Source organism: Streptomyces sp. D2-8, from assembly GCF_023184515.1.
GTDB lineage: Bacteria > Actinomycetota > Actinomycetes > Streptomycetales > Streptomycetaceae > Streptomyces.
Genome location: NZ_JAAHBP010000003.1, coordinates 474,931 through 496,426 on the forward strand (window position 1 = coordinate 474,931; position 21,496 = coordinate 496,426).

General features: G+C 70.0%; 20 protein-coding genes. 16 read left to right on the forward strand and 4 right to left on the reverse strand.

Annotated elements, in window-relative coordinates; all coding sequences use genetic code 11:
• Positions 1-25 precede the first annotated feature (25 nt).
• On the forward strand, positions 26-433 hold the full coding sequence (locus tag G3I77_RS08480) for a DUF3040 domain-containing protein (RefSeq protein WP_248501995.1): 408 nt from the start codon (positions 26-28) through the stop codon (positions 431-433).
• Positions 420-1,274, forward strand: coding sequence for a CBS domain-containing protein (locus tag G3I77_RS08485; protein ID WP_248501996.1), 855 nt, complete (start codon positions 420-422; stop codon positions 1,272-1,274). The genes G3I77_RS08480 and G3I77_RS08485 overlap by 14 nt, the downstream gene beginning before the upstream one ends.
• A gap of 16 nt (positions 1,275-1,290) precedes the next feature.
• On the opposite strand, the gene G3I77_RS08490 is transcribed toward G3I77_RS08485, so the two are convergent.
• Positions 1,291-1,461 (reverse strand): hypothetical protein, encoded by a 171-nt coding sequence (locus G3I77_RS08490; RefSeq protein ID WP_248501997.1) that lies wholly within the window; start codon positions 1,459-1,461, stop codon positions 1,291-1,293.
• 559 nt (positions 1,462-2,020) lie between these two features.
• Here G3I77_RS08490 and G3I77_RS08495 point away from each other — a divergent pair.
• The 3 genes from G3I77_RS08495 (at position 2,021) to G3I77_RS08505 (ending at position 5,113) form a co-directional block, all read left to right on the forward strand.
• A complete protein-coding gene (locus G3I77_RS08495) occupies positions 2,021-2,344 on the forward strand; it encodes a TraR/DksA C4-type zinc finger protein (RefSeq protein ID WP_248501998.1) in 324 nt (107 codons plus the stop codon).
• A 517-nt stretch (positions 2,345-2,861) separates the two neighbouring features.
• A complete protein-coding gene (gene nhaA / locus G3I77_RS08500) occupies positions 2,862-4,079 on the forward strand; it encodes a Na+/H+ antiporter NhaA (protein ID WP_248501999.1) in 1,218 nt (405 codons plus the stop codon).
• Positions 4,080-4,090: 11 nt separating this feature from the next.
• Positions 4,091-5,113 carry a TerC/Alx family metal homeostasis membrane protein gene (locus G3I77_RS08505; RefSeq protein ID WP_248502000.1) on the forward strand — a complete coding sequence of 341 codons (1,023 nt, stop codon included), beginning with the start codon at positions 4,091-4,093 and terminating at the stop codon, positions 5,111-5,113.
• A gap of 78 nt (positions 5,114-5,191) precedes the next feature.
• Here the strand turns inward: G3I77_RS08505 and G3I77_RS08510 are convergent, their stop codons facing one another.
• Positions 5,192-6,007, reverse strand: a complete 816-nt coding sequence (locus G3I77_RS08510) for a hypothetical protein (protein ID WP_248502001.1) — start codon at positions 6,005-6,007, stop codon at positions 5,192-5,194.
• A 333-nt stretch (positions 6,008-6,340) separates the two neighbouring features.
• Between G3I77_RS08510 and G3I77_RS08515 the strand changes: the two genes are divergently transcribed.
• From G3I77_RS08515 to G3I77_RS08550, 8 genes are all read left to right on the forward strand, one after another.
• The gene (locus tag G3I77_RS08515; RefSeq protein WP_248502002.1) at positions 6,341-7,237 is read left to right on the forward strand and encodes a universal stress protein; all 897 of its coding nucleotides are present in this window, start codon (positions 6,341-6,343) and stop codon (positions 7,235-7,237) included.
• Between the two features lie 46 nt (positions 7,238-7,283).
• A complete protein-coding gene (locus G3I77_RS08520; RefSeq protein ID WP_248502003.1) occupies positions 7,284-9,137 on the forward strand; it encodes a glycoside hydrolase family 15 protein in 1,854 nt (617 codons plus the stop codon).
• A 34-nt stretch (positions 9,138-9,171) separates the two neighbouring features.
• Positions 9,172-10,218, forward strand: coding sequence for a glucose 1-dehydrogenase (locus G3I77_RS08525; RefSeq protein ID WP_248502004.1), 1,047 nt, complete (start codon positions 9,172-9,174; stop codon positions 10,216-10,218).
• A gap of 27 nt (positions 10,219-10,245) precedes the next feature.
• Positions 10,246-10,755, forward strand: a complete 510-nt coding sequence (locus G3I77_RS08530) for a gluconokinase (protein WP_248502005.1) — start codon at positions 10,246-10,248, stop codon at positions 10,753-10,755.
• Between the two features lie 624 nt (positions 10,756-11,379).
• The gene (locus G3I77_RS08535; RefSeq protein WP_230222500.1) at positions 11,380-11,742 is read left to right on the forward strand and encodes a hypothetical protein; all 363 of its coding nucleotides are present in this window, start codon (positions 11,380-11,382) and stop codon (positions 11,740-11,742) included.
• A complete protein-coding gene (locus G3I77_RS08540) occupies positions 11,739-12,398 on the forward strand; it encodes a nucleotidyl transferase AbiEii/AbiGii toxin family protein (RefSeq protein WP_248502006.1) in 660 nt (219 codons plus the stop codon). Before G3I77_RS08535 ends, G3I77_RS08540 begins: the two co-directional genes overlap by 4 nt.
• Positions 12,399-13,699: 1,301 nt before the next feature.
• Positions 13,700-14,119, forward strand: coding sequence for an aspartate 1-decarboxylase (gene panD / locus G3I77_RS08545; RefSeq protein ID WP_248502007.1), 420 nt, complete (start codon positions 13,700-13,702; stop codon positions 14,117-14,119).
• Positions 14,120-14,143: 24 nt separating this feature from the next.
• On the forward strand, positions 14,144-14,488 hold the full coding sequence (locus G3I77_RS08550) for a GNAT family N-acetyltransferase (protein ID WP_248502008.1): 345 nt from the start codon (positions 14,144-14,146) through the stop codon (positions 14,486-14,488).
• 486 nt (positions 14,489-14,974) lie between these two features.
• On the opposite strand, the gene gndA is transcribed toward G3I77_RS08550, so the two are convergent.
• Positions 14,975-16,414, reverse strand: a complete 1,440-nt coding sequence (gndA, locus tag G3I77_RS08555) for an NADP-dependent phosphogluconate dehydrogenase (RefSeq protein ID WP_248502009.1) — start codon at positions 16,412-16,414, stop codon at positions 14,975-14,977.
• 351 nt (positions 16,415-16,765) lie between these two features.
• On the opposite strand from gndA, the gene G3I77_RS08560 reads away from it, so the two are divergent.
• Positions 16,766-17,980 carry a transglycosylase family protein gene (locus G3I77_RS08560; protein ID WP_248502010.1) on the forward strand — a complete coding sequence of 405 codons (1,215 nt, stop codon included), beginning with the start codon at positions 16,766-16,768 and terminating at the stop codon, positions 17,978-17,980.
• Here the strand turns inward: G3I77_RS08560 and G3I77_RS08565 are convergent.
• On the reverse strand, positions 17,970-19,298 hold the full coding sequence (locus G3I77_RS08565; protein WP_248502011.1) for a DMT family transporter: 1,329 nt from the start codon (positions 19,296-19,298) through the stop codon (positions 17,970-17,972). The genes G3I77_RS08560 and G3I77_RS08565 overlap by 11 nt on opposite strands.
• Before the next feature lie 208 nt (positions 19,299-19,506).
• Between G3I77_RS08565 and G3I77_RS08570 the strand changes: the two genes are divergently transcribed.
• Positions 19,507-20,262: a (2Fe-2S)-binding protein gene (locus G3I77_RS08570; RefSeq protein WP_282572660.1), complete on the forward strand. Its 756-nt coding sequence runs from the start codon at positions 19,507-19,509 to the stop codon at positions 20,260-20,262.
• Between the two features lie 39 nt (positions 20,263-20,301).
• Positions 20,302-21,453 (forward strand): glycogen synthase, encoded by a 1,152-nt coding sequence (gene glgA, locus G3I77_RS08575; RefSeq protein ID WP_248502012.1) that lies wholly within the window; start codon positions 20,302-20,304, stop codon positions 21,451-21,453.
• Positions 21,454-21,496 lie beyond the last annotated feature (43 nt).

Consider the following 21,496-nt stretch of genomic DNA (forward strand, 5'->3'; position numbering starts at 1 on the left):
GCAGGTGATCGATATGAACCCCTCGATGGACGACCGGCACATCCTCGCGGAGATGGAGCGGCGTCTCTCGCAGGAGGATCCCGAACTGGCCGCACTGATCGATGCGTTGAACCAGCAGTTCCTCCACGAGGACGAGGACGAGGATTCCGAGGGATGGGTCGATGACAGTGGCAGGCGGTTCGACTGGCGCTGGAAGACGGGTATCGCCTGTGCGGTCATCGCGGTGCTGGGTCTCCTCCTCACGGCCATCCTCACTGCGACGCCGCCGTCCGCGGATGACAAGCAGGGACCGCCGAACAGCCGGCTCCCAGCAACCTCCGCTCATTCGCAGCGCCGGGCTGCCGGTTACGGGGGGAGCCGCACAACGAGGCCGACTCATCTCCCGCGACCAAGCACCGAGCTTCCAGGGGGCGGCCCCGATGCGCGCCCGTGATCTCGCGCAGTCCTATGTCACCGTCAGCCAGGACACCTCGGCCGTCGAGGCGCTGAGAGCCCTCGTCGAACACGGTCTGCCCGGGCTGCTCGTGGTCGACTCCGGCGGGCAGCCATACGCGGCGCTGCCCGCCTGCGAGGTGGGCAGGGCACTGCTGCCCGGCAATGTCCAAGAGGATCCCCTTCCCGTGCCGGCCGCACCGCTCGACGGAGGACGGGTGGTGCAGGCGCTGATGTGGTGGCGTACCGGAGACCGGGACCGCGCCGAGCGCGCGGCCGGACGCAGCGGGCAGATTCTGGGCATCGTTCTGATCGGCGCCGGATGGATCGCCGTCCTGCGCGGCACTCTCAGTGGGCTATGGCTGGCGCTCATCGGCTTCTTCGTCATGATCGTCGCGACCGCGGAGCGCCAGCACGCGACACTCGCTCCCGCCCTGCGCGGAGTCCGGGCGGCCGACGCCATGTCGAGTCCCGTCGAGACGTGCCACGACTGGCTGACTGTGCAGCGGTGCATCGACGACGTGGCAGTGCGAACCCCTCACTCCAAGGTGATCCTGATCGACTTCCAAGGACATCCCAGCGGCCTGCTCCACCTCCCGCGGCTCGCGAAAGTCCCCGCCCCACAGCGGGAGACCCTGCGTGTACGGGATGTAGCGATCCCCTGGGCGCGGTGCACCGCCTGCGCACCGGACGACCTGCTGGAAAACGTGCTCGAAAAGCTTTCACCGGCCAGCGGGATGCCCATTGTCGTCACCGACGGGCAACAACTGGTGGGCATCATCACCGAACGCGGCATCTCCCGGCTCGTCCAGCGCCGCACACTCCGCGGGGAGAACCAGTGACCATCCCACACGGCTTTCACCGGCCGCGGACGCGGCGTTCCGCAGCGATCACGGCGACCCAGCGGTAGGAGCCGTGCCGCTCCCGCTGCTCATCCAGATGCGGGCCGTCCGGGTCGGCGAGCCGGTCGGCGTTGGGCCGGCGCAGCTCTCGCCGCGGGCGGGCCAAGGCCTTGGCGGTGATCCTCACCGCCCGCGCCAGCGTGCGTGAACACGTCGGGAAGTTGACCGGCGCAGCGGCGTTGGACGCCGCAGTTTGGTAACCGTGGATCTGGACGCGTGTGGGTGATCGCACATACCGAGAAAGCAGGACGACGTGGCAGCGACCTGGAAGAAGAGCATCGGCCACCATCTGCTGATGGGGTTCGTCGACCACGGGTATAACCGGACCTGGCGAGCGGGTGGCCGGTCTGCTGCGCCCGTGAACGCGGGCATCGACACTCCTGACCATATCGACGCCCTCCTACTGGCAACTGGCCCAACGGCCCAAGCCCCACTGGGGGCGGACGCCGAACCGACTTCGGCGGCGGCACTCACGAGTTCGCGCCCTGCGCATCAGGGCTGCTGCCGGGACGGTCCCCAGCGGGGCAGGGCGCCACGCTTCGCGTACACCTACATGCCACACCAGGGCACAAATGGGGTCTGTCACCGATGTCCACCCCCACCCCTGATCGGTCAGGGTGAAAGCCAGCGGGAAGCGTCGGCTGCCCGGCCCGCTTCCGAACGTGCGTGAGGAAAGGATCACGCCGATGGCACTGAACACCGCCGGTGTGGGGTCGCTTGAGGAACACACCGGCGTGCACCAGGCACGGCGGCGCCTGGAGCTTGAGCGCGAGGTTCGCCTAGCCCAGTTGGATGCGCTCAACGAGGCCGAGCCCACGGCCGATGGTGTGTTGGCCAGCCAGAAGAACACTGTTCGACGCGCGCTTATCGGCATCGACAAAGCCATGGCCCGGCTGAACGACGGCGTCTTCGGCACGTGCCGGAACTGCGCCCAGCCCTTCCACGCAGCACAGCTGGAGATCCGGCCTTTGACGCGATACTGCGTCACCTGCCAACAGCGCACCGGCTGACGCGCTTTGCGTTTGCTTGCTGCCAGGGGAGATGCGAGCCGTTACGGGGAAGTCCAGGACTGCGCCTTCCAGTGGGCCACCACCGGAGAAACCTTCGACTACCAGCATTTGCACTGGCTGGCCGGTCTCACCGAGTGAGCGACGCACGCCTTGCGCACTCCCGACCTGGACGGCACCGACCATGCCAGCCACAACGAACAGGCGGCATGGTCCGCTGCCGAGGTCCGGCACCAGGCGGACGGTTCCGCAGCGTACTGGTGGAGATCGAAATGCCGGACGGTTTGTTGGTGGCGTCGGCCAGCGCTGCATCATGATGTCCGCGCGCATCGCTGCCATGGCACCTGGTCTGTGTGTGCCTGGTGGCACCGGCGCGAGGTCGCGCCGTCCAGTGGGGTGCGGCTGCGCCGCAGGGCGAACTCTGTGAGAGTCGACGCGGAGGAGTGATAGCCACCGCGCATGCATGGCTGTTCGTGGACGAGGGAGGGTGACAGAAGTCGTGGCTGGTCCGATCAGACGCATGGCGGCTGCGGTCACCTCCCCGCTGCGGGCGTTCCTGCACGCGGAGAGCGCGGGCGGGATCGTCCTCGTCATCGCGGCGGCGAGCGCGCTGGTGTGGGCGAACAGCCCGGCGGCAGACGGCTACGCCCAGTTCTGGCAGCAGAAGGTCACCCTCGGCGGTGGGCAAGCCAGGGTCACCCACGACCTGCGGCACTGGGTCAACGACGGGCTGATGGTCCTGTTCTTCTTCGTCATCGGCCTGGAGATCAAACGTGAACTGGTCGTCGGTGAGCTGCATGACCGCCGCGCAGCGACGCTGCCCGCGCTGGCAGCCGTCGGCGGCGTCGTACTCCCGGCGCTGCTGTACCTGGCCGTCGTCAGCGAAGGGGAGGCGGGGCGCGGGTGGGGCATTCCGATGGCCACCGACATCGCCTTCGCCGTAGGTGTCCTGGCTCTGCTGGGCCGCCGCGCCTCCAGCGGGGCGAAGCTGTTCCTGCTCAGCGTCGCCATCGTCGACGACGTCCTCGCCATCGGCGTCATCGCGGTCTTCTACACCGACCGCCTCAGCCTCGGGTGGCTGGCGGGCGCGGTGGCCGGACTGCTGGTCGCCGTCGGCATGCGCAGGCTCGGAGTGAACTCGCCCTGGGCGTACGTGCCCGTCGGGGTGCTCGTCTGGTTCGCCACCCTGGAATCCGGCGTGCACGCCACCCTCGCCGGGGTCGCGCTCGGTCTGCTCACCCCGGCCCGGCCCGTGGCCGAGCGTAACGTTCTGGATGACCTGGAGCGCTCTTTGCACCCGGTCAGCGCCTTCCTCGTGATCCCGATCTTTGCCCTGGCCAACGCCGGGGTTGACCTGCGCGGCGGCGTGCTCGCAGACGCATTCGGCCAGCCGGTGACCTGGGCGATCATCATCGGTCTCGTCGTCGGCAAGATCATCGGCATCGGCGGGGTGACCTACTTGGTGCGCCGGCTGAACTGGGGTGCTCTGCCCGCGGGCATGCATCACCGCGAGGTCCTCGGCGCTGCCGCGCTGGGGGGTATCGGGTTCACCGTCTCGTTGTTCATCACCGACCTGGCCTTCACCGACGCCGCCCTGATCGGCCAGGCCAAGGTCGGCATCCTGACCGCCTCCGCAGTCGCCGCCCTGGCTGGAGCGGTGCTGCTCCTCACCGCCCCGGCGGGAACCGGCGTCACCACCACGCCATCCGCGTCGAACGAGGACCGATCCGAAAACTGAAAGGAGGACCGGTGCTCCAGATCAGCGCACTCGTCTGGACCGTCACTATCGGACTGATCCTGATCCTGCTCGCCGGCGACCTGATTTTGGCCGCCGTGCGCCCGCACCGGGTCGGCTTCGGTGAGGCCACCGCGTGGTCGGTGTTCTACATCCTTGTAGCCGTCGCCTTCGGTGTCTGGTTCGCCGCGCGATACGGCGGCGAGTTCGGCACCGAGTACTTCGCCGGCTACATCGTCGAGAAGAGCCTGTCGGTCGACAACCTGTTCGTCTTCGTCATCATCATGACCACCTTCGCCGTGCCGGCGGAACACCAGCACAAGGTGCTCACCTTCGGCATCATGCTCGCCCTGATCATGCGCGCGATCTTCATCGCGCTCGGAGCCACCCTGCTGGCGCTGTTCTCGTTCATGTTCCTGCTGTTCGGGCTGCTGCTGATCTACACGGCCGTACAGCTGTTCCGGCACCGCGACGAGGACCCCGACATCGAGGACAACGTCATCGTCAAAGCGGCCCGCCGCATCCTGCCGATCACCGCCGACTACGTCGGCGGCAAACTCACCACCCGCATCGACGGGCGCTGGATGGTCACCCCGCTGTTCATCGTCCTGCTCTCCATCGGAAGCATCGACCTGCTCTTTGCGCTCGACTCCATCCCCGCGGTGTTCGGCATCACCGAGGAGGCCTACATCGTCTTCACCGCCAACGCGTTCGCCCTGCTCGGCCTGCGCGCCCTGTTCTTCCTCGTCAAGGGGCTGCTGGACCGGCTGGTGTATCTGTCCGTTGGGCTCGCGCTGATCCTCGCGTTCATCGGCGTCAAGCTCATCCTGCACTGGGCACACGTCGACCTGAACGAGGGGGTCCCCGAGATCTCCACCCCGATCAGCCTCGCTGTGATCGCCTTCGTGCTCGCAGTCGTCACCGTGGCCAGCCTGATCAAGACCAGGCGCGACCCGACCACCAAGGCCCACCCGGGCTCACTGCGTGCGCATCCCCCCAAGGCGAAGGAGTCCAGCCAGGAAGCCGGCCCATTCTGAACAGGGCCAGGGACGCAGGTCAGCTCGGCCCTGGACTGCCAAGCCGGCCGGTCGTGGCGAGTGCCCAGCCCAGTGGCATCAATCGGCCGGCGGTGCCTGGAGGGCCGGAAGACCACACGATCGCCAGAGCGGCGAGGCCGACTGCGGCGAGTGGCTCCACCGCTCCCTGCATGAGCCGGGTAGCGAGTTGTATGCGGTCAAGCGGTGCCAGGGCGTCTTCCGGCATCCCGAGATCGGTGGTGATGATCCACGTGTTCCCGTCGGCGTTCCGCAGCACGGCCGCGGCTGCGGCGCGCGTGCGCCCGGAGACGGCGGCTGGGCGACGGCGGCCAGCGCCGAGGCCACATCTCCGCTTGCCAAAGAGGACTGGACCTCGGGTTCGAGCGCCCGCCTGTCGGCCTTGGGCACCAGGCCCAGGAGCACCGAGGTGGCACGCTCTGCCTGGTCGGGCGAGAGCGCCAAAGTGGGCAGCCCGTCCGGTCGCTCGCCTTCTAACAACTGAGCCGCCGTCTCCGCCAGGCGGTCGGTGAATGCCTGGAAGTCGGGCTCGGACCGCTGCTGTATCGAGGCGACGGCGTCACCGAGATAGGTCTGGGCGAGCCTGCCGACGTTCTCCGCGAGCGGCTGGACGTCTACTGTCAGACGCAAGGTGTCCCGATCGCCTTCGAGGTAGGCGATCACCTCGGTTATCTGCTGGTTCGCCAGGGCCCGCAGCGTCTCCGGGGGGAACACCGTCTTCAGGTTGGATGTCACCGCCGACTCCGGCACGGGCAAGCGGGCCAGCAGATCACGGGTGAGGGCCGAGCTCTGCGGAGCGACCAGCAATTCGTCGTACAGACGTTCGTAGGCCCGTTCCTCCTCGAGGACCTTGCCGTAGAAGCCGGCATTGAGCACGGTGCAGCCACCGCGCGCCGCGCAACGGCCCTCGCATCCCCCCATCGTGGATCACGCTCCGCGAGGTCGGCAACCGGCAGCCTGCAGGCGTCGCCCCGGGCCCATTTGTCCAGGCGGCTTCGGTGTGACGTCTCCTGATCGTCCGGGTCGAACGGGCCTTGATCAGCCGTCGAACAGGCAGGTCGCGGGCCCGTTCACGGTTGACTCGCCGGTCCGACACGGTACGGCCAGCAGCAGCGGATGCCGCCGTCTTTAGCGCGCCCGGCCCCGGGTACTCGCTGAATCCCGCTGCTGCAGTGCTTCGTGGGAGCGATAAGGAAAGCAGGAGGCTGCATGTCTGATGCCGTCCCGGTACAGGACCGGCCCGTCATCGTCGGCATCGACGACGGCCCGGACCAAGAGGAGCTCGTACGCTTCGCGGCACGGCAAGCGGCCCTCCGGACAGGTCGACTCCACGTCGCCCATGCCATCCGCTTCCCGCTGCCGGGCGGCTCTGCGACGGACAGCCGGGAGAAGGACGCGGCGGTCCAGGTGGGGGCACGCCTCGTGGAGCGATGTGAAGACCTCGCGCGTTCTGCGTTCCCCGGCCTGACCGTGGCGGGCGAGCTTCCCGTGGGGCACGCCGCAGCCGTACTGATCGAGCGTTCCGCGGATGCCGACATGCTCGTGATCGGCCACCGGGGCAGCGGCGGGTTCCCGCGGCTGCCGCTCGGCTCGGTCAGCTGGCAGGTCGCCACGCATGCGGACTGCCCAGTGATCGTGATCCGCCCAGGAGACACCAGTGGCTCCCCGGGCAACCGTGTAGTGGTCGGAGTGGACCCGGCCGATGCTTTGCTGAAGCCCCTGGATTTCGCGTATCGGGAAGCTGACCTGCTGGGCGCGCACCTGGAGGTGGTCTACAGCGCCGAGCCTATGGCGATGGGGCCTACCGGCCCGATGGGCATGGTGCCTTCGGATTTCGAGGTGCTGGAGCAAGGGCCGCGGGACTTCCTCGAAAAGGAGATGGCCGAGCGGCGTGCACAATACCCGTCGGTGCGGGCGGATCTGCGTATAGAACGCGTGAGGCCGGCGACGATTCTCGCGGAAGCCGCCCGCAACGCTGCCCTGCTGGTGGTGGGATCCCGTGGCCGATCTGGGTTGAAGAGGCTGCTTCTCGGGTCGGTGAGCGCCGAGGTACTGCACACAGCCGAGTGCCCTGTGGCCGTCGTCCCCGGGCGAGATGGCGACTGAACACTCCGTAAGCCACTCATCACGTTCGGCCGGAAGGCGAAGCTGCATGGGTAAGGGCAACAGTGGGGTGAGGCATTTGCAAGAACGCGCTGGCTACCCTCCGATAGAGGATCATGGGTTGCTCGGGGACGGTCGTGGGTCAGCCCTGGTGGGGCGGGACGGGGCTGTCGGGTTCATGTGCGTGCCTCGCTTCGACTCCCCGCCCCTTTTTTGTGGACTGCTGGACACCGACCGCGGCGGGCGATTCCTGATTGCCCCGCAGGACCTGCGCGCCAGCCGCCAGCGGTACGTCCACGACACTGCGCTGCTCGTCACGCAGATGGCGAGCACCACAGGGACGGTTGAGGTCACCGACGCGTTCCTGCTTCGGCCGGATTCGCTTCTGGAAGAAGACACACCGGCCGGAATCGGAGCCTTGGCGCGACACGTGCGTGTGGTTGCAGGCAGCGTCGACCTGCGCGTACTCCTTCGACCGCGCGGCGATGCCCGCACCGAGCAGCGTACCGACGGCTGGCACCTCATGTGCCCCCGGCAGGGGCTCTCTCTCCACCTTGCATCATCGCGCCCTCTGCACGCCCTCGACTGCACGGTGCCCATGCACGCGGGGGAGGCGCTGGCACTGACCCTGAGCTGGGGTGAACCTCTTCGGTCCTCGGACGAGGCTGTCAGCGGAGCGCTGGAGGACACCGCCCGTGCCTGGCGGCGCTGGTCGGCCCAGGTGGTACGCGACGTCCCCCAGGCCGACCTCGTGCGACGCTCAGCGATCACGCTGAAATTGCTGGACCACATCGAAAACGGCGCCATGGTCGCGGCGCCCACCTCGTCCCTGCCTGAGCTCGTCGGGGGCTCAAGGAACTGGGACTACCGCTACACCTGGATACGAGACGCCGCCTACGCCGTCTTCGCCCTGCGGCGTATCGGACTGCCCATGGAGGCCGGCGGCTTCGTGCACTGGGCACTCGCCACCGCCCAATGGAGCGACCGGCCACGGGTTCTTTACGACGTCGACGGCCGCCCGCCTCAGCCGGAGACCGTCGACAGGGAATTGGAGGGCTACCGCAAGTCGGCACCAGTGCGCTGGGGAAATGCCGCCGCCGACCAGATCCAGCATGACGTGTACGGGGAGATACTTGACTGTGCCTTCCAGTGGGCGGCAACAGGCGGTCGGCTCGACGACAACCTGTGGAAGCGCCTTACGGTGCTGGTGGAACAAGCCCGTCGAGCCTGGAGCACCCCCGATCGCGGCATCTGGGAGGTACGCACCCCAGGCCGCCCGTTCACCTATTCGGCCGCGATGTGCCAGGTCGCCCTGGACCGGGCCGCCCGGCTCGCCCACCGGCTGAACCTGCCCGGTGACCCAGTTACCTGGGCCAAGGAAGCACAGCGGCTGACCGACCACATCCTGCGAGAAGCCTGGGACGAGGACACCGGCGCACTCACCGAGCACCTGGGCACCGGCGGCGGTCTGGACGCCTCACTGCTGGCTCTGCCGCTACGACGCGTCGTACCCGCGGATCACCCCCGCATGGTCGCCACCACGGACGCGATAGCAAGTCGGCTCGACGCCGGCGGGGGCCTTCTTTACCGTTACCTTCCCCAGCAGTCACCGGACGGGCTGGATCAGCCCGAGGGCGCTTTCGTCCTGTGCAGCTTCTGGCTCGTGGACAACCTGGCAGGACAGGGCCGCCTCGACGAAGCCGCAGACCTCTTCGAACGGCTCTGCTCATACACCAGCCCTCTGGGGCTCCTCCCCGAGCAGATGGATCCCGGGACAGGAGCGTTCCTGGGCAACTTTCCCCAGGGTCTCAGCCACGTCGGGCTCATATCCAGCGCCGTCGTGCTCGGCAGGGTTCAGCGTGGGATCCGGCCGGAACTGTCAACCCAAGCATGGTTCTCCTGACACGCCCCGCCTCACGAGAGGGACGAGATTGGCGATGCGCGCATTGACCGTAAGGCCCGGCGAGAAGGATTCCGTAGAGGTGCGCGAGGTGCTCGACCCCGTCCCGGCCTCCGGTGAGCTGCTGGTGCAGGGATTGGCTGTGGGGGTGTGCGGAACGGACAAGGAGATTGTCCGAGGCGAGTACGGCTGGGTCCCTGCGGGCCGTGAGTGGCTGGTACTGGGCCATGAGTCCCTCGGGCGGGTGCGGCAGGCGCCGCCCGGCAGTGGCTTCTCGGCCGGTGACCTGGTCGCGGGGGTGGTGCGCCGTCCGGACCCCGAGCCGTGCGGGGCCTGCGCCCATGGAGAGTTCGACATGTGCCGCAACGGCCGCTACACCGAACGCGGTATCAAAGAGATCGACGGCTACGGCGCGCAGGCGTGGTGCGTGGAAGCCGACTACGCGGTGAAGCTGTCGCCGCATCTGGAGCACGTCGGTGTGCTCATGGAGCCGACCACCGTGGTGGCCAAGGCATGGGAACAGGTCGAGCGTGTCGGTGCCCGTTCGTGGTTCGAACCGCGCCGCGCCCTGGTGATGGGTGCGGGACCCATCGGTCTGCTGGCCGCCCTCCTGGGTACACAGCGCGGACTGGAGGTGCATGTGCTGGACCGGGTGACCGAAGGGCCCAAGCCCGCACTGGTACGGGACTTGGGGGCCACTTACCACGCGGAGGACGTCGAGCAGGTCGTCTCCGCCGTGTGTCCCGATGTCGTTATCGAGGCCACGGGCGCGAACGAGCCGGTCCTGGCCTCGCTGACCGGCACCGCGCCCTACGGGGTGGTCTGCCTGACCGGTGTGTCGCCCGCCGGCCGCAGGATGACCGTGGACGCGGGCGCCATCAACAGGGAGATCGTGCTGCAGAACGACGCGGTGGTGGGCTCGGTCAACGCCAACCTGCGTCACTACCGCCAGGCCGCCGACGCGCTGGCGAAGGCCGACCGCCCATGGCTTGAGCGCATGATCACCCGGCGGGTGCCGCTGGAACGCGCGACGGAGGCGTTTCTCCCACAACCGGACGACGTCAAGGTGGTCATCCAACTGTAGGCGACAAGATCTGAAGGAAGCTCCTGGATGTCTCACAACTCTGCTCCATTGGTCGTTGTCATGGGCGTGTCGGGGTCGGGAAAGACCACGGTGGGCCAACTGCTGGCACAGGGCCTCGGTGTTGCTTACGCCGAGGGGGACGACTTCCACCCCGCACCCAACGTGGCGAAGATGCGAGCCGGCCACTCCCTCGATGACGAAGACCGCCGCCCCTGGCTCGACAAGATCGCACAATGGCTGACCGACCATGCGGACAGCGGCGGAGTGGTGACATGCTCGGCCCTCAAGCGCAGCTACCGTGACCGGCTGGCCTCCGCCGGGGCACACGTCTTCTTCCTCCACCTCGACGGCTCACCTGAGCTGATCGCCGCACGGATCACTGAACGACGGGGCCACTTCATGCCGCCCGACCTGCTCCGAACGCAATTTGCCGACCTCGAACCGCTGACCGACGACGAAGCGGGCGCGGCCATCCCAATCGACGGGACACCACAGCAGACCGCTGCCCTCGCTCACGCCGCCGTCACGGCCTTGTGAGTTGCCGACGAAAGGGCGAGCACCTGCGCCCGGTGCAGCGCTGCTGCGTCGGGGCGCGGTCTCAACCTGCCACCGTTTCGACCGAATCCGGCGGCACCCAGATCGAGCTGCCCGGGGCCGGACCGACTCCACCCCAGCGGCGCGGCGCCGACCCGCACCGTCTGACCGGCCGCTGACACCGGTGGCAGTGGAGTGATGCGCACCGCCAGCCACACGGCGGCGAGCGCAAGAGCCGAAAGCCCGAGAACGTACAAGGCAGCGACCGACACGCGCCGCCGTATTCTGCTGGATCGCGGTGGGGCCGGTCGCTTCCGCCTCAACCTCAGTGCTCCCACTTCCGCTTCCCTGATGCGCTGCGGGCAACGGCCGGCATGGGTCGCGAGCGTGGTGAAGGGGGGAACGCGGACGGTGTAGGTTGCTGCTGTCCGCGCGGACCGGCAAGGTAGGAGGTGGGCACGACGACTCCGCCGTGCCCAGCGTTCTCCGGCCGATCATTGCCGGCGATCACTGCCTGGTCGGCGTCATTCGTCCGCGAGGGAGGGGCGGGCGGTGCCCGACCCGTACGTACGACAGGGGAGCCCTGTATCCGCCATGCCGCCGCCTCCCAGCAGCGATACTGGATGCATGGACACGACGATCACCGCCCCCCGCGCCGAGGTGCTGCGGGACCGTTACCGCAGCCGACTGCCCGAGCGCTTGCAGGAGCTGGCCGGCCCCGTCGAGGGCAACGTGGACCTGCCGCTCCACATCGTCTGGTCCGGGCGGACGAGCTACAGCCTGGACCGTCCGAAGTCCCGCATGACGCTCTACCGGACCGTCCTCGCCGAAGGACTGAGTGAGGACCTGGTGGCCCTCCTGCACCACCGGCTGCTCATCGAGCAGTGGCCCGTGCTGCGGCGCTTGATCAGTCCCTACATCCGCGAGGTCTGGGAGGACGCCTTCCCCGAGCTGCTCCGCACCGCTCGGGCCGGCACGACCGCCGAATGAAGCTCACTCCACTCCACGAGCGTCTCCTCGCCGACATCCTCGACCTCGGCTCCCCCTACCCTCTGGTCCTCACCGGCGGATACGCCGTGCAGGCCCACGGCCTGGTCGAACGCTTCAGCCGCGACCTCGACGTCGCTACCGAGAACCCCGCTCCGATGCAGGAGATCGTCGCCTCACTCACAGCAGGTCTCAGCGCGCGCGGATGGCGGACCACGCACGTCCAGACCGATCCGCTCAGCGGCCGGTTCCTCGTCACCGATCCGGAAACCGGCGAGGAGTGCGAGGTCGACGTCCTCAAGGAGGCATTTTGGGCTCCGCCCGCCCAGACCCCCTACGGCCCCGTTCTTTCCCTCGACGACGTGATCGGCACCAAGGTCCGTGCCCTCGCCGACCGCGGCACCGTCCGCGACCTCATCGACGTCCAGGCCGCATCCCGCCACCGCTCCACCGCCGACCTCGAATCCCTGGGCCGCCGTCGCGCCCATGACGAGTTCAGCCTCGAGGACCTCCGAGACCGGCTCGTCGGCGCGGACTGGTACGAGGATGAGGACTACACCGCGTACGGGCTCACCTCCCGGCAGATCGAAGAACTCAAGGCGTGGGCGCTGGAGTGGGCGGAGGATCTGGGTGTGCGGATTCATGACGAGAATGCCTGAGAGGCGGTCACACGTCCGTCCTCTCTACCGCCGTTGCGACGAGAGGATGCGGTGTGGCCACCGCTTCGGCGTGGGCCGAGGTGGAGGCCAGCTGCTCGGCGGAGGTGGCGGAGTCGCTGTGGTTGCCCTTGCAGGCGAGAGGGATGACGAGGGACGGCTCGCCCGGCGGCAGACCTCCGCGAAGTACTGGGGACGATAGCGGTACTTCACCTTCTCGCCCTTGTCCCTGCTGGTGAGGGCTCAGCCCGCGCGTAACGCCGTGTCAGCGGGGCCGATCGTCACTGAGTGGTCGGGGAAGCGGCTGTGCAGCATGTGCTCGGTGAGCGTGAGCGCGAAGCCGATGCCGAGCTCGCCGGACTGCAGCGACTTGTAGTGGTCCGCGATGCGGTGGCCTTCGTCGGTGAGGCCGAGGAAGGAGTTGCGACCGCCGGCCAGGGCCTGGGTGGACTTGAGCGCGCCCCAGTGCTCCGCCAGTCCCCGGACCGCACCACGCCACGACGGGCGGTGGCCCGGGCGAGGGTGTGGAGGACGTCCCAGAGGGTCACTTCGAGCTGCCGGGGCAGCTCCGTCTGCGGGATCGGGACGAGGTCGGGCTTCCGGCGGAGCGTCTCGTCCTCGTTCTCCTTCCGCTTCTTGTCGTCCGCCGCGATGGCGGAGCTTCCACCTTCCCGACGAGCGCCACGTCGGAGTGGGCGGAGACGTTCGACGGCTGGGTCAGGTCCTGGAGCACTTCCTCGGTCGGCTTCAACAGCTCTCCTCACGACGTGCACGGGCGATTCACCATTGGCTGGACCGTACGGAAGGGAGGAGCGGCGCACGCAAGTGCGCAGGGGCGCGTGACCTGGGCTTCGGCCCGGGCGGGCCGGTGTCGGCGCCTTGGCCCCGCCTCGCTCGCGAGTTCCACGCTGCCGAGGAGCCTCGGGCGGGCGGCAGGCAGCGAGCCGGCTTCCGGGGCGGTCGACCGGCTGGTGGCCAAAGGGGCCGTGTTCCATGAACCAGAGTGCTGTCGGTGCCCGACAGGTCAGTGGTGCGTGGACGCACGTCGTCCGTACGTACAGAGCAGTCTCCGCATGTTTGATGGTTCATCAGGCAAGTCAGCATCCGGTCAGCATGAGTCGCCGGGCCTTCCCGAGGGACTCCCTGTACAGGCGTCGGTGACGGCGCGAAAGCCCAGGCAGGAAGTCGTCTCGCCTGACCGGAGCGATGTTCCTCACAAACATCGAACGGGGGTGTCGGTGTAAGGTCGAGACCGCCCTTGACCTGCACAAAGCAGGCAGGGAGCCGCCTTCCAGGAGTCCAAAATGCTGCGTACTCTGTTCAAGTCCAAGATCCACCGAGCCACCGTCACCCAGGCCGACCTGCACTACGTGGGATCCGTGACCATCGACGCCGACCTGCTTGACGCCGCCGATCTGCTGCCCGGCGAGCTCGTGCACATCGTGGACATCACCAACGGCGCCCGGCTGGAGACGTACGTCATCGAGGGCGAGCGCGGATCCGGCGTGATCGGGATCAACGGGGCCGCCGCCCATCTCGTCCAGCCCGGCGATCTGGTGATCATCATCAGCTACGCCCAGGTGACGGACGCCGAGGCGCGGGCACTCGCCCCGCGGGTCGTGCACGTGGACCGCGACAACCGGATCGTGGCCCTGGGCGCCGACCCGTCCGAGCCGGTGCCGGGCTCGGACCAGCAGCGCAGTCCGCAGGCCGCCGGGGCCTGACCGAAGCAGAGGAGGAGCGTGGCGATGAGCGACCCGGAGATCCGCGACGACCGGGCGGCGGGCCGACTGGAGGCCGTGTCCGGTGATGAAGTCCTCGGCCGCATCGAGTACTTCGTGCTCGACAGCCCCGAGCGCGCGCTCGTGCCCGTCCACACGATCGTCGAGCCGGCCCACGAGGGCAAGGGCATCGCGGGTTCGCTCGCCCGAGAGCTCTACGCCCTCGCCGGACGCGAGCACCGTGCGGTCGCCTCGCTCTGCCCGTACGTGACCAAGTGGGCCGAACGCCACCCGGACGAAGCCTCTCCGGCCGGTCAGGACCTGCTGGCGGCGGCGAAGGACTGGCTGAGGGCCCATCCCGGCCGCTTCTGAAGTCCGTTCCCGTCACCCCTGTCCCCGCTACCCCCACCTGGTCCCCTCCCCGTCCTGCGGGGGAGTGACTGCCGAGGCGGGTGCCGGGTAGGCGGGGGAGTAGTCCAGAGCCGGAGTCGTCCTACTGGCTGGAGGACCTGATGACGAACCCGATTCCCGACCCGGTGCCGCCGGCCCCGACACCGGGCCCGGATCCCCAGCGCCCGGAGCCGCCCGGCCCCGATCCGGTGCCCAACCCGCAGCCCCCGCCGGGCCCGGAGCCGACCCCACCACCACCGGCACCCACGCCACCGGCACCCACCCCGCCGGCGCCCCCCGGCCCAGGCCCCGTGCCGGGCCCCGACCCGTCCCCGATCCCCCCGGGACCGGAACCCGTACCGAACCCGGAGCCCGGACCGCCACTGTCCTGACCCCGATACGCGAACGGGGCGGTGGACGGCACCTCGTGCCGTCCACCGCCCCGCACATTTCCCTCAGCGGCGGTGCCTACGCGGGGGTCTCCGACCGGTCCCCGCCCCACAGCGTGTGGAACGACCCGTCACGGTCCACCCTGCGGTACGTGTGCGCACCGAAGTAGTCCCGCTGCCCCTGCGTCAGCGCCGCCGGCAGCCGCTCCGCGCGCAGGGCGTCGTAGTAGGCGAGGGCCGCGGCGAAACCGGGCGTCGGCACACCCTGGCGGGTCGCGGCGACCAGCACCTCACGCCAGTCGTCCTGGGCGTCCGCGATCTCCTGCGCGAACGTCGCGTCCGACAGCAGGCTCGGCAGGTCGGGGCGGGTGTCGTACGCGGCGCGGATCCGGTCCAGGAACGCCGCACGGATGATGCAGCCGCCCCGCCACAGTGCCGACACCGCACCGAGGTCGATGTCCCAGCCGTACTCGTCGCGCGCCGCGTCGATCTCGTGGAAGCCCTGCGTGTACGACACGATCTTCGACGCGTACAGCGCCTGCTCCACCCGGTCCGCGAACGCCCGGGCCTCCGCCTCGCTCAGCGGCTGCGCCTTCGGGCCGGCCAGCCCGCGTGAGGCCTCCCGCAGCTCGGCGTGGCCCGACAGCGAGCGCGCGAACACCGCCTCGGCGATACCCGATACCGGCACACCCAGGTCCAGCGCGATCTGTACGGTCCAGCGGCCCGTGCCCTTCTGCTCCGCCTGGTCCACCACCACGTCCACGAACGGCTTGCCCGTCTCCGCGTCCACGTGCGACAGCACCTCGGCCGTGATCTCGATCAAGTAGGAGTCGAGACGGCCCTGGTTCCAGGTCCGGAAGATCTCCGCGATCTCGGCGGGGGAGTACCCGGCGACGTCGCGCAGCAGCTGGTACGCCTCGCCGATGAGCTGCATGTCGGCGTACTCGATGCCGTTGTGCACCATCTTCACGAAGTGCCCGGCACCGTCCGGACCGACATGGGAGACGCACGGCGAGCCGTCCGCCGCCTTCGCCGAGATCTTCTCCAGCATCGGGCCCAGCGAGTCGTAGGACTCCTTCGGGCCGCCCGGCATGATGCTCGGCCCGTTCAGCGCGCCCTCCTCGCCGCCGGAGACACCCATGCCGACGAAGTGGATGCCCTGCTCGCGCAGGTCGCGCTCCCGGCGCCGGGTGTCCGCGAAGTGGGCGTTGCCACCGTCGATGATCATGTCGCCGGGCTCCAGCAGCGGCGCGAACTCCTGGATCACCGCGTCCGTCGGCTCGCCGGCCTTCACCATCACGACCAGACGCCGCGGCCGCTCCAGCGCCGCCACGAAGTCCTTCGCGCTCTCGCACGCGACGAACTCCCCCTCGCCGCCGAACTCCTCCACCAGCGCGTGCATGCGCGCGGGCGTCCGGTTGTGCACCGCGACCGTGTAGCCGTTGCGGGCGAAGTTGCGGGCGAGGTTGCGGCCCATGACCGCGAGACCCGTGACGCCGATCTGCGCTGTACTGCTCATTCGGTTCGCTCCTAAAGACCTCGGTATCGGTGCTGCCGGTGGGCGGTGCCCACGGGCACCCTCCGTCGACCATCCTGACGTGCCGCTACTTCGTCCGCACGCGCGGGTCGCACGACGTCGCGCAGGCTGATACGGACGAGAGCCCCGTCGCACTCAGCCGACGTACGCGTCCCCGCGCACGGCGCACCCGCGCACCGTGTGCCGTACACGGTGCACCACCGTGGCGCACGTCGCGCAACAGAGGCCTTATACCGGCCAATTGGACTCCCGGGCGGCTGATAGCCGTCTTGTTCTGGCCGGTTCGCAGCGCTTACTTTTGCCCCTCCTGACGCATGTCTAGGGGGGCAATCGATGGCCGCACGCGGCCGGCACCGCCGGTATCAGCCGAACAGGATCAACCGCGCCTCACTCACCGTCACGGCGGGCGGCGCGGGCATGGCCCTGCCGTTCATGGGCGCCGGCGCCGCCCAGGCGGCGGACGTGGACACCTGGAACAAGGTCGCCGCCTGCGAGTCCACCAACAACTGGAGCATCAACAGCGGCAACGGCTTCTACGGCGGACTGCAGTTCACCCAGTCCACCTGGGAGGCCTACGGCGGCAGGGCCTACGCGGCCCGCGCGGACCTGGCGAGCAAGGACCAGCAGATCGCCGTCGCGGAGAAGGTGCTCGACGGGCAGGGCCCGGGTGCCTGGCCGGTCTGCTCGGAACGGGCCGGACTGACCCGGGGCGGCGGCGAGCCCGACATCCGGCCGGCCGCCCAGAGCACGAAGAAGGACGGCAAGAAGCGGGCCAAGACCTCCATCGAGGCCGTACGGCCGCAGTCCACGCCGCAGTCCCGGGCGGGCAACGCCGAGATGTACACCGTGGTCCGGGGCGACACCCTCTCCGGGATCGCGGACGACCAGGATGTCCGGGGCGGCTGGCGGGGCCTGTACGCCGCCAACCGCTCGGCCATAGGGTCCGACCCCGATCTGATCGTGCCCGGCCAGCGCCTCGCGCTGCGCGGCGAGGGCGCCACGAAGACGCGCCCCGCGCCCAGGCCGGCGCCGTCGGCCGAGCCCTCGACGAAGAAGCCGTCCCAGGACCGCGCCAAGGAGCGGCCGAAGGAGCGGTCCAAGGACGAGGTCAAGGAGCGCGCCGGCCGGTCCACGGCCACCCGGCAGGGCCTTGTCGCCCCCGTCAGCGCCTCCCTCGGGACGCCCTACCGCAAGGCGGGCTCCTCCTGGTCGAAGGGCTACCACACCGGCATCGACTTCCCCGTGCCCACCGGAACGTCGGTGAAATCGGTCGCGGCGGGCAGCGTCGTCAGCGCGGGCTGGGGCGGCTCGTTCGGCTACCAGGTCGTGGTCCGGCACGCCGACGGCCGCTACAGCCAGTACGCCCACCTGTCGGCGATCTCCGTGCGGGACGGGCAGTCGGTGAGCGCCGGCCAGCGCATCGGCCGCTCGGGCTCCACCGGCAACAGCTCGGGCCCGCATCTGCACTTCGAGGTGCGGACGGGGCCCGGTTTCGGCTCGGACATCGACCCGGTGGCGTACCTCCGGGGCGGCGGCGTCACGATCTGACGCGTATGCGGTGCCGGCCGACCGTGGGCAGCGGGACGTACGGGACGCCGTAGAAGGGCACGTAGGAGAGCGGGCGCTCGTCGTCGGAGGCCGCCACCGACGGCTCCCCGCTCTCGTACGAGGCATCCTGCCCGGGAGCCGCCGCTGCCCCCGGCCCGGGTAGCAGCACCGCGGCCGGTGTCTCCGGCCCGGGCACCAGCACCGCCGCCGGTATCTCCGGCCCCGGCACGAGCACGTCTTCCACGAGCCGCCGCCCACCGGCGGACCCGGCCTCCGCCCCGGCGGGGACCGGCTCGGGCACGCCGCCCCGGCTCTCCGCTCCACCCACCGGTTCAGGCACACCGGCCACGCTCTCCGTCGCACTCATCGGCTCGGGCACACCGCCCCCACCCACACGCTCCGGCACTCGACGCGGCTCCTCGGCCGGCAGGTCCCGCACACCCGCCCCGCTCGGCTCCTTCGCGGGCCCGGGCACGGTGTCCGGATGCCCGTGCGTGAGCCGCTCCGTGGTCAGGAGGATCAGGCCGCCCGCCGCCACCACACCGCAGCTCAGCGCGAGTGCGGTGCCCGTCGTGCCGTAGCGGAAGGATTCGCCGAACATCGTGATGCCGACCGCGGCCGCCACCACGGGGTTCACGACCGTCAGCGTCGCCAGCGGGGCCGCGAGGCCGGCGCCCCGGTAGGCGGCCTGCGACAGCAGCATGCCGGCCGTGGCCAGGGCACCGATCACAGCGAGCGACGGCACGTCCGCCGCCGACACACCGCCGGTCCAGTCGACCGCGACGGTCTTGGTGAACACCGAGGACATGCCGAACGCGATACCGGAGGCGGTCGCCAGCAGCATGCTGCGGACCGCCGGGTGCCGGTGCGCCGCCCGGGCGGCGATCATCAGCGCCACGAGCGCACCCGCGGTCGCGACGGCGATGGCCACCCGCTCCGCCGTGTTGAGCGACTGCGCGTCCGCCGCGGCGACCAGGGACAGCAGACCGGCGAGCCCCACCGTCGCCATGATCGCGCCCCGCCACGCCGTGGCACCCGCCTTGCGGCCGACGAACAGCGCCGCCATGGGCAGGGCCACCACGATGGTCAGCGCGCCGAGCGGCTGCACCAGGCTCAGCGGACCGTACGCCAGCGCCACCACGTGCAGCACTCCACCGAGGCCGTTCAGCGCCACCGCCGCCCACCAGCCCGGCCGCCGCAGCGGCGCGTACTGCTTGACCGGCGAGGACTCCGCCACCCGCTCCTGCACGATGGCCCCGCCCGCGTAGGCGAACGCGGAGACGAGGGACAGCAGGACGGACAACGCGAGGGCGCTCATCGGCTACTCCTCTGCGTCGAGCGGGGGCGCTCGGCCCGGCGCGGCGAAGGGTGGGCTTTCATGACCAACACCCTGCCGTGTCCAGGTCTTCCCGTCGTCGTCCCTGAGCACTCATTGGGTCCTACTGCCGATGGAGTACGAGGGGAGCCCCGTCATCCCCAGGGTGGGCGACGCCCGTGGGGCCCCGGGGGCGCATCCCTTAGGGGCCTTGGTACTACTGCTCTTCGTGGACCTCGACCCCGACCTTGCCGCGCTCCGCCCGCTCGCCGGCTTCTTCGTGCTGCGCACGGCAGGAGCATCGGCCGGGTCTCTTCCCACTCTCGCACAGGCGTACGGTGCCGCGTCGCCGGATGTTTCAGGAAATCCCCTCATTTTTCGTGTGCAGAAAGTCGCGGCCGCCCTGCGCGCCCCGGAGCCGCGCGTCGCCGCGTCCGTGACCCACCAGGGGCTCGCGGCCCGGCTCTGGTCGATCGCCCTCGGCTGCGCCGCGCTGTACGGCTCCCTCCCCGACCTCGACGCCCGGCTGCTGCGCTGGGACGCCGACGGCAGCGCCCCCGACGACCTGTGGCTCACCGGCGTACGGCCCCTCCCCGGAAACGCGCCGGCGCTCGCGGACGTCGTGCTGCACGGCCACCTCGTCCCGCTGGCGGCGGCCCTGCGCGCCCACCACCGCCTCGCCCCTGGCCTGCTGCGGGGCAACGCCGCCTCCGCGCTGGCCGGCGCCGCCCGGGAACTGGACCGCTGGGCCCGGCTGCACGGCCGCCCGGACGTCGCCGCCCGGGCCCGTTCCCTGGCCGCGGAACTCCTCGCGCACCCCCTGCTCACCGGCGCCGGAACCCTCGCGGGCACCGCCTTCCGACGCCGCAGCTGCTGTCTGTACTACCGGGTGCCCGGCGGGGGCGTCTGCGGCGACTGTTGCTTCCCACGACCTCCCCGCTCTTCCCCACGCGCCCCATCTGGGTGACCATGAAAGGGAACGGCCGCTGAGAGCAGGGAGTTGCGGGTGCGAGTGGGACTGCTGACCCGGGAGTACCCGCCGGATGTGTACGGCGGTGCAGGTGTCCACGTGGAGTTCCTCGCCCGCGAGCTCAGAACGCTCGTCGATCTGGACGTGCACTGCTGGGGCGAGGGCCGCGCCGACGGTGTGCAGCGGCACCGGCCCTGGTCCGCGCTCGACGGCGCCAACGACGCACTGCGCACCTTCTCCGTCGACCTCGCCATGACCGCCGCCCTCGAAGGCCGCGAGCTGGTCCACTCCCACACCTGGTACGCCAACCTCGGCGGCCACCTGGCCAAGCTGCTGTACGGCATCCCGCACGTGATGACCGCGCACTCCCTGGAGCCCCTGCGCCCCTGGAAGGCCGAGCAGCTCGGCGGCGGCTACGAGCTGTCCAGCTGGGCGGAACGCACCGCGATCGAGGCCGCCGACGCGGTGGTCGCCGTCTCCGCCGCCATGCGCGAGGACATCCTCGGCTGCTACCCGGCGCTGGACCCGGGGCGGGTCCATGTCGTGCACAACGGCATCGACACCGGCCTGTACCGGCCCGACCACGGCACGGACGCCCTGGACCGCGTCGGCCTGGACCGCTCCCGCCCGTACGTGCTGTTCGTCGGCCGGATCACCCGCCAGAAGGGCGTGCCCCACCTGCTGCGCGCGGTGCGGGACATCGACCCGGCCGCGCAGGTCGTGCTGTGCGCGGGCGCACCGGACACACCGGAGATCGACCAGGAGTTCCGCGAGCTGTTCGGGGAGCTGAGCGAGGTCCGCGACGGTGTGTTCTGGATCCCGAAGATGCTGCCGCGCCCGGAGGTGATCCAGCTCCTCACACATGCCGCGCTGTTCGTCTGCCCCTCGGTGTACGAGCCGCTCGGCATCGTGAACCTGGAGGCGATGGCCTGCGGCACCCCCGTGGTGGCCTCGGCGGTCGGGGGCATCCCCGAGGTCGTGGACGACGGCACGACCGGCCTGCTCGTCCCGCCCGGCGACGATTTCGAGGCGGGTCTCGCCCGGGCCATGGACACCGTCCTGGGCGATCCGGAGGCCGCCCGGCGGATGGGCGAGGCCGGGCGGGAGCGCGCGGTCGGCGAGTTCGGCTGGGACGCGGTGGCCCGCCGCACGGTCCGGCTCTACGAGGAGATCCTCAAACAGGCTTAGTGCGTGCTGCTCAGGGGCAGGCATCGGGAAATCGGCGTGAGGG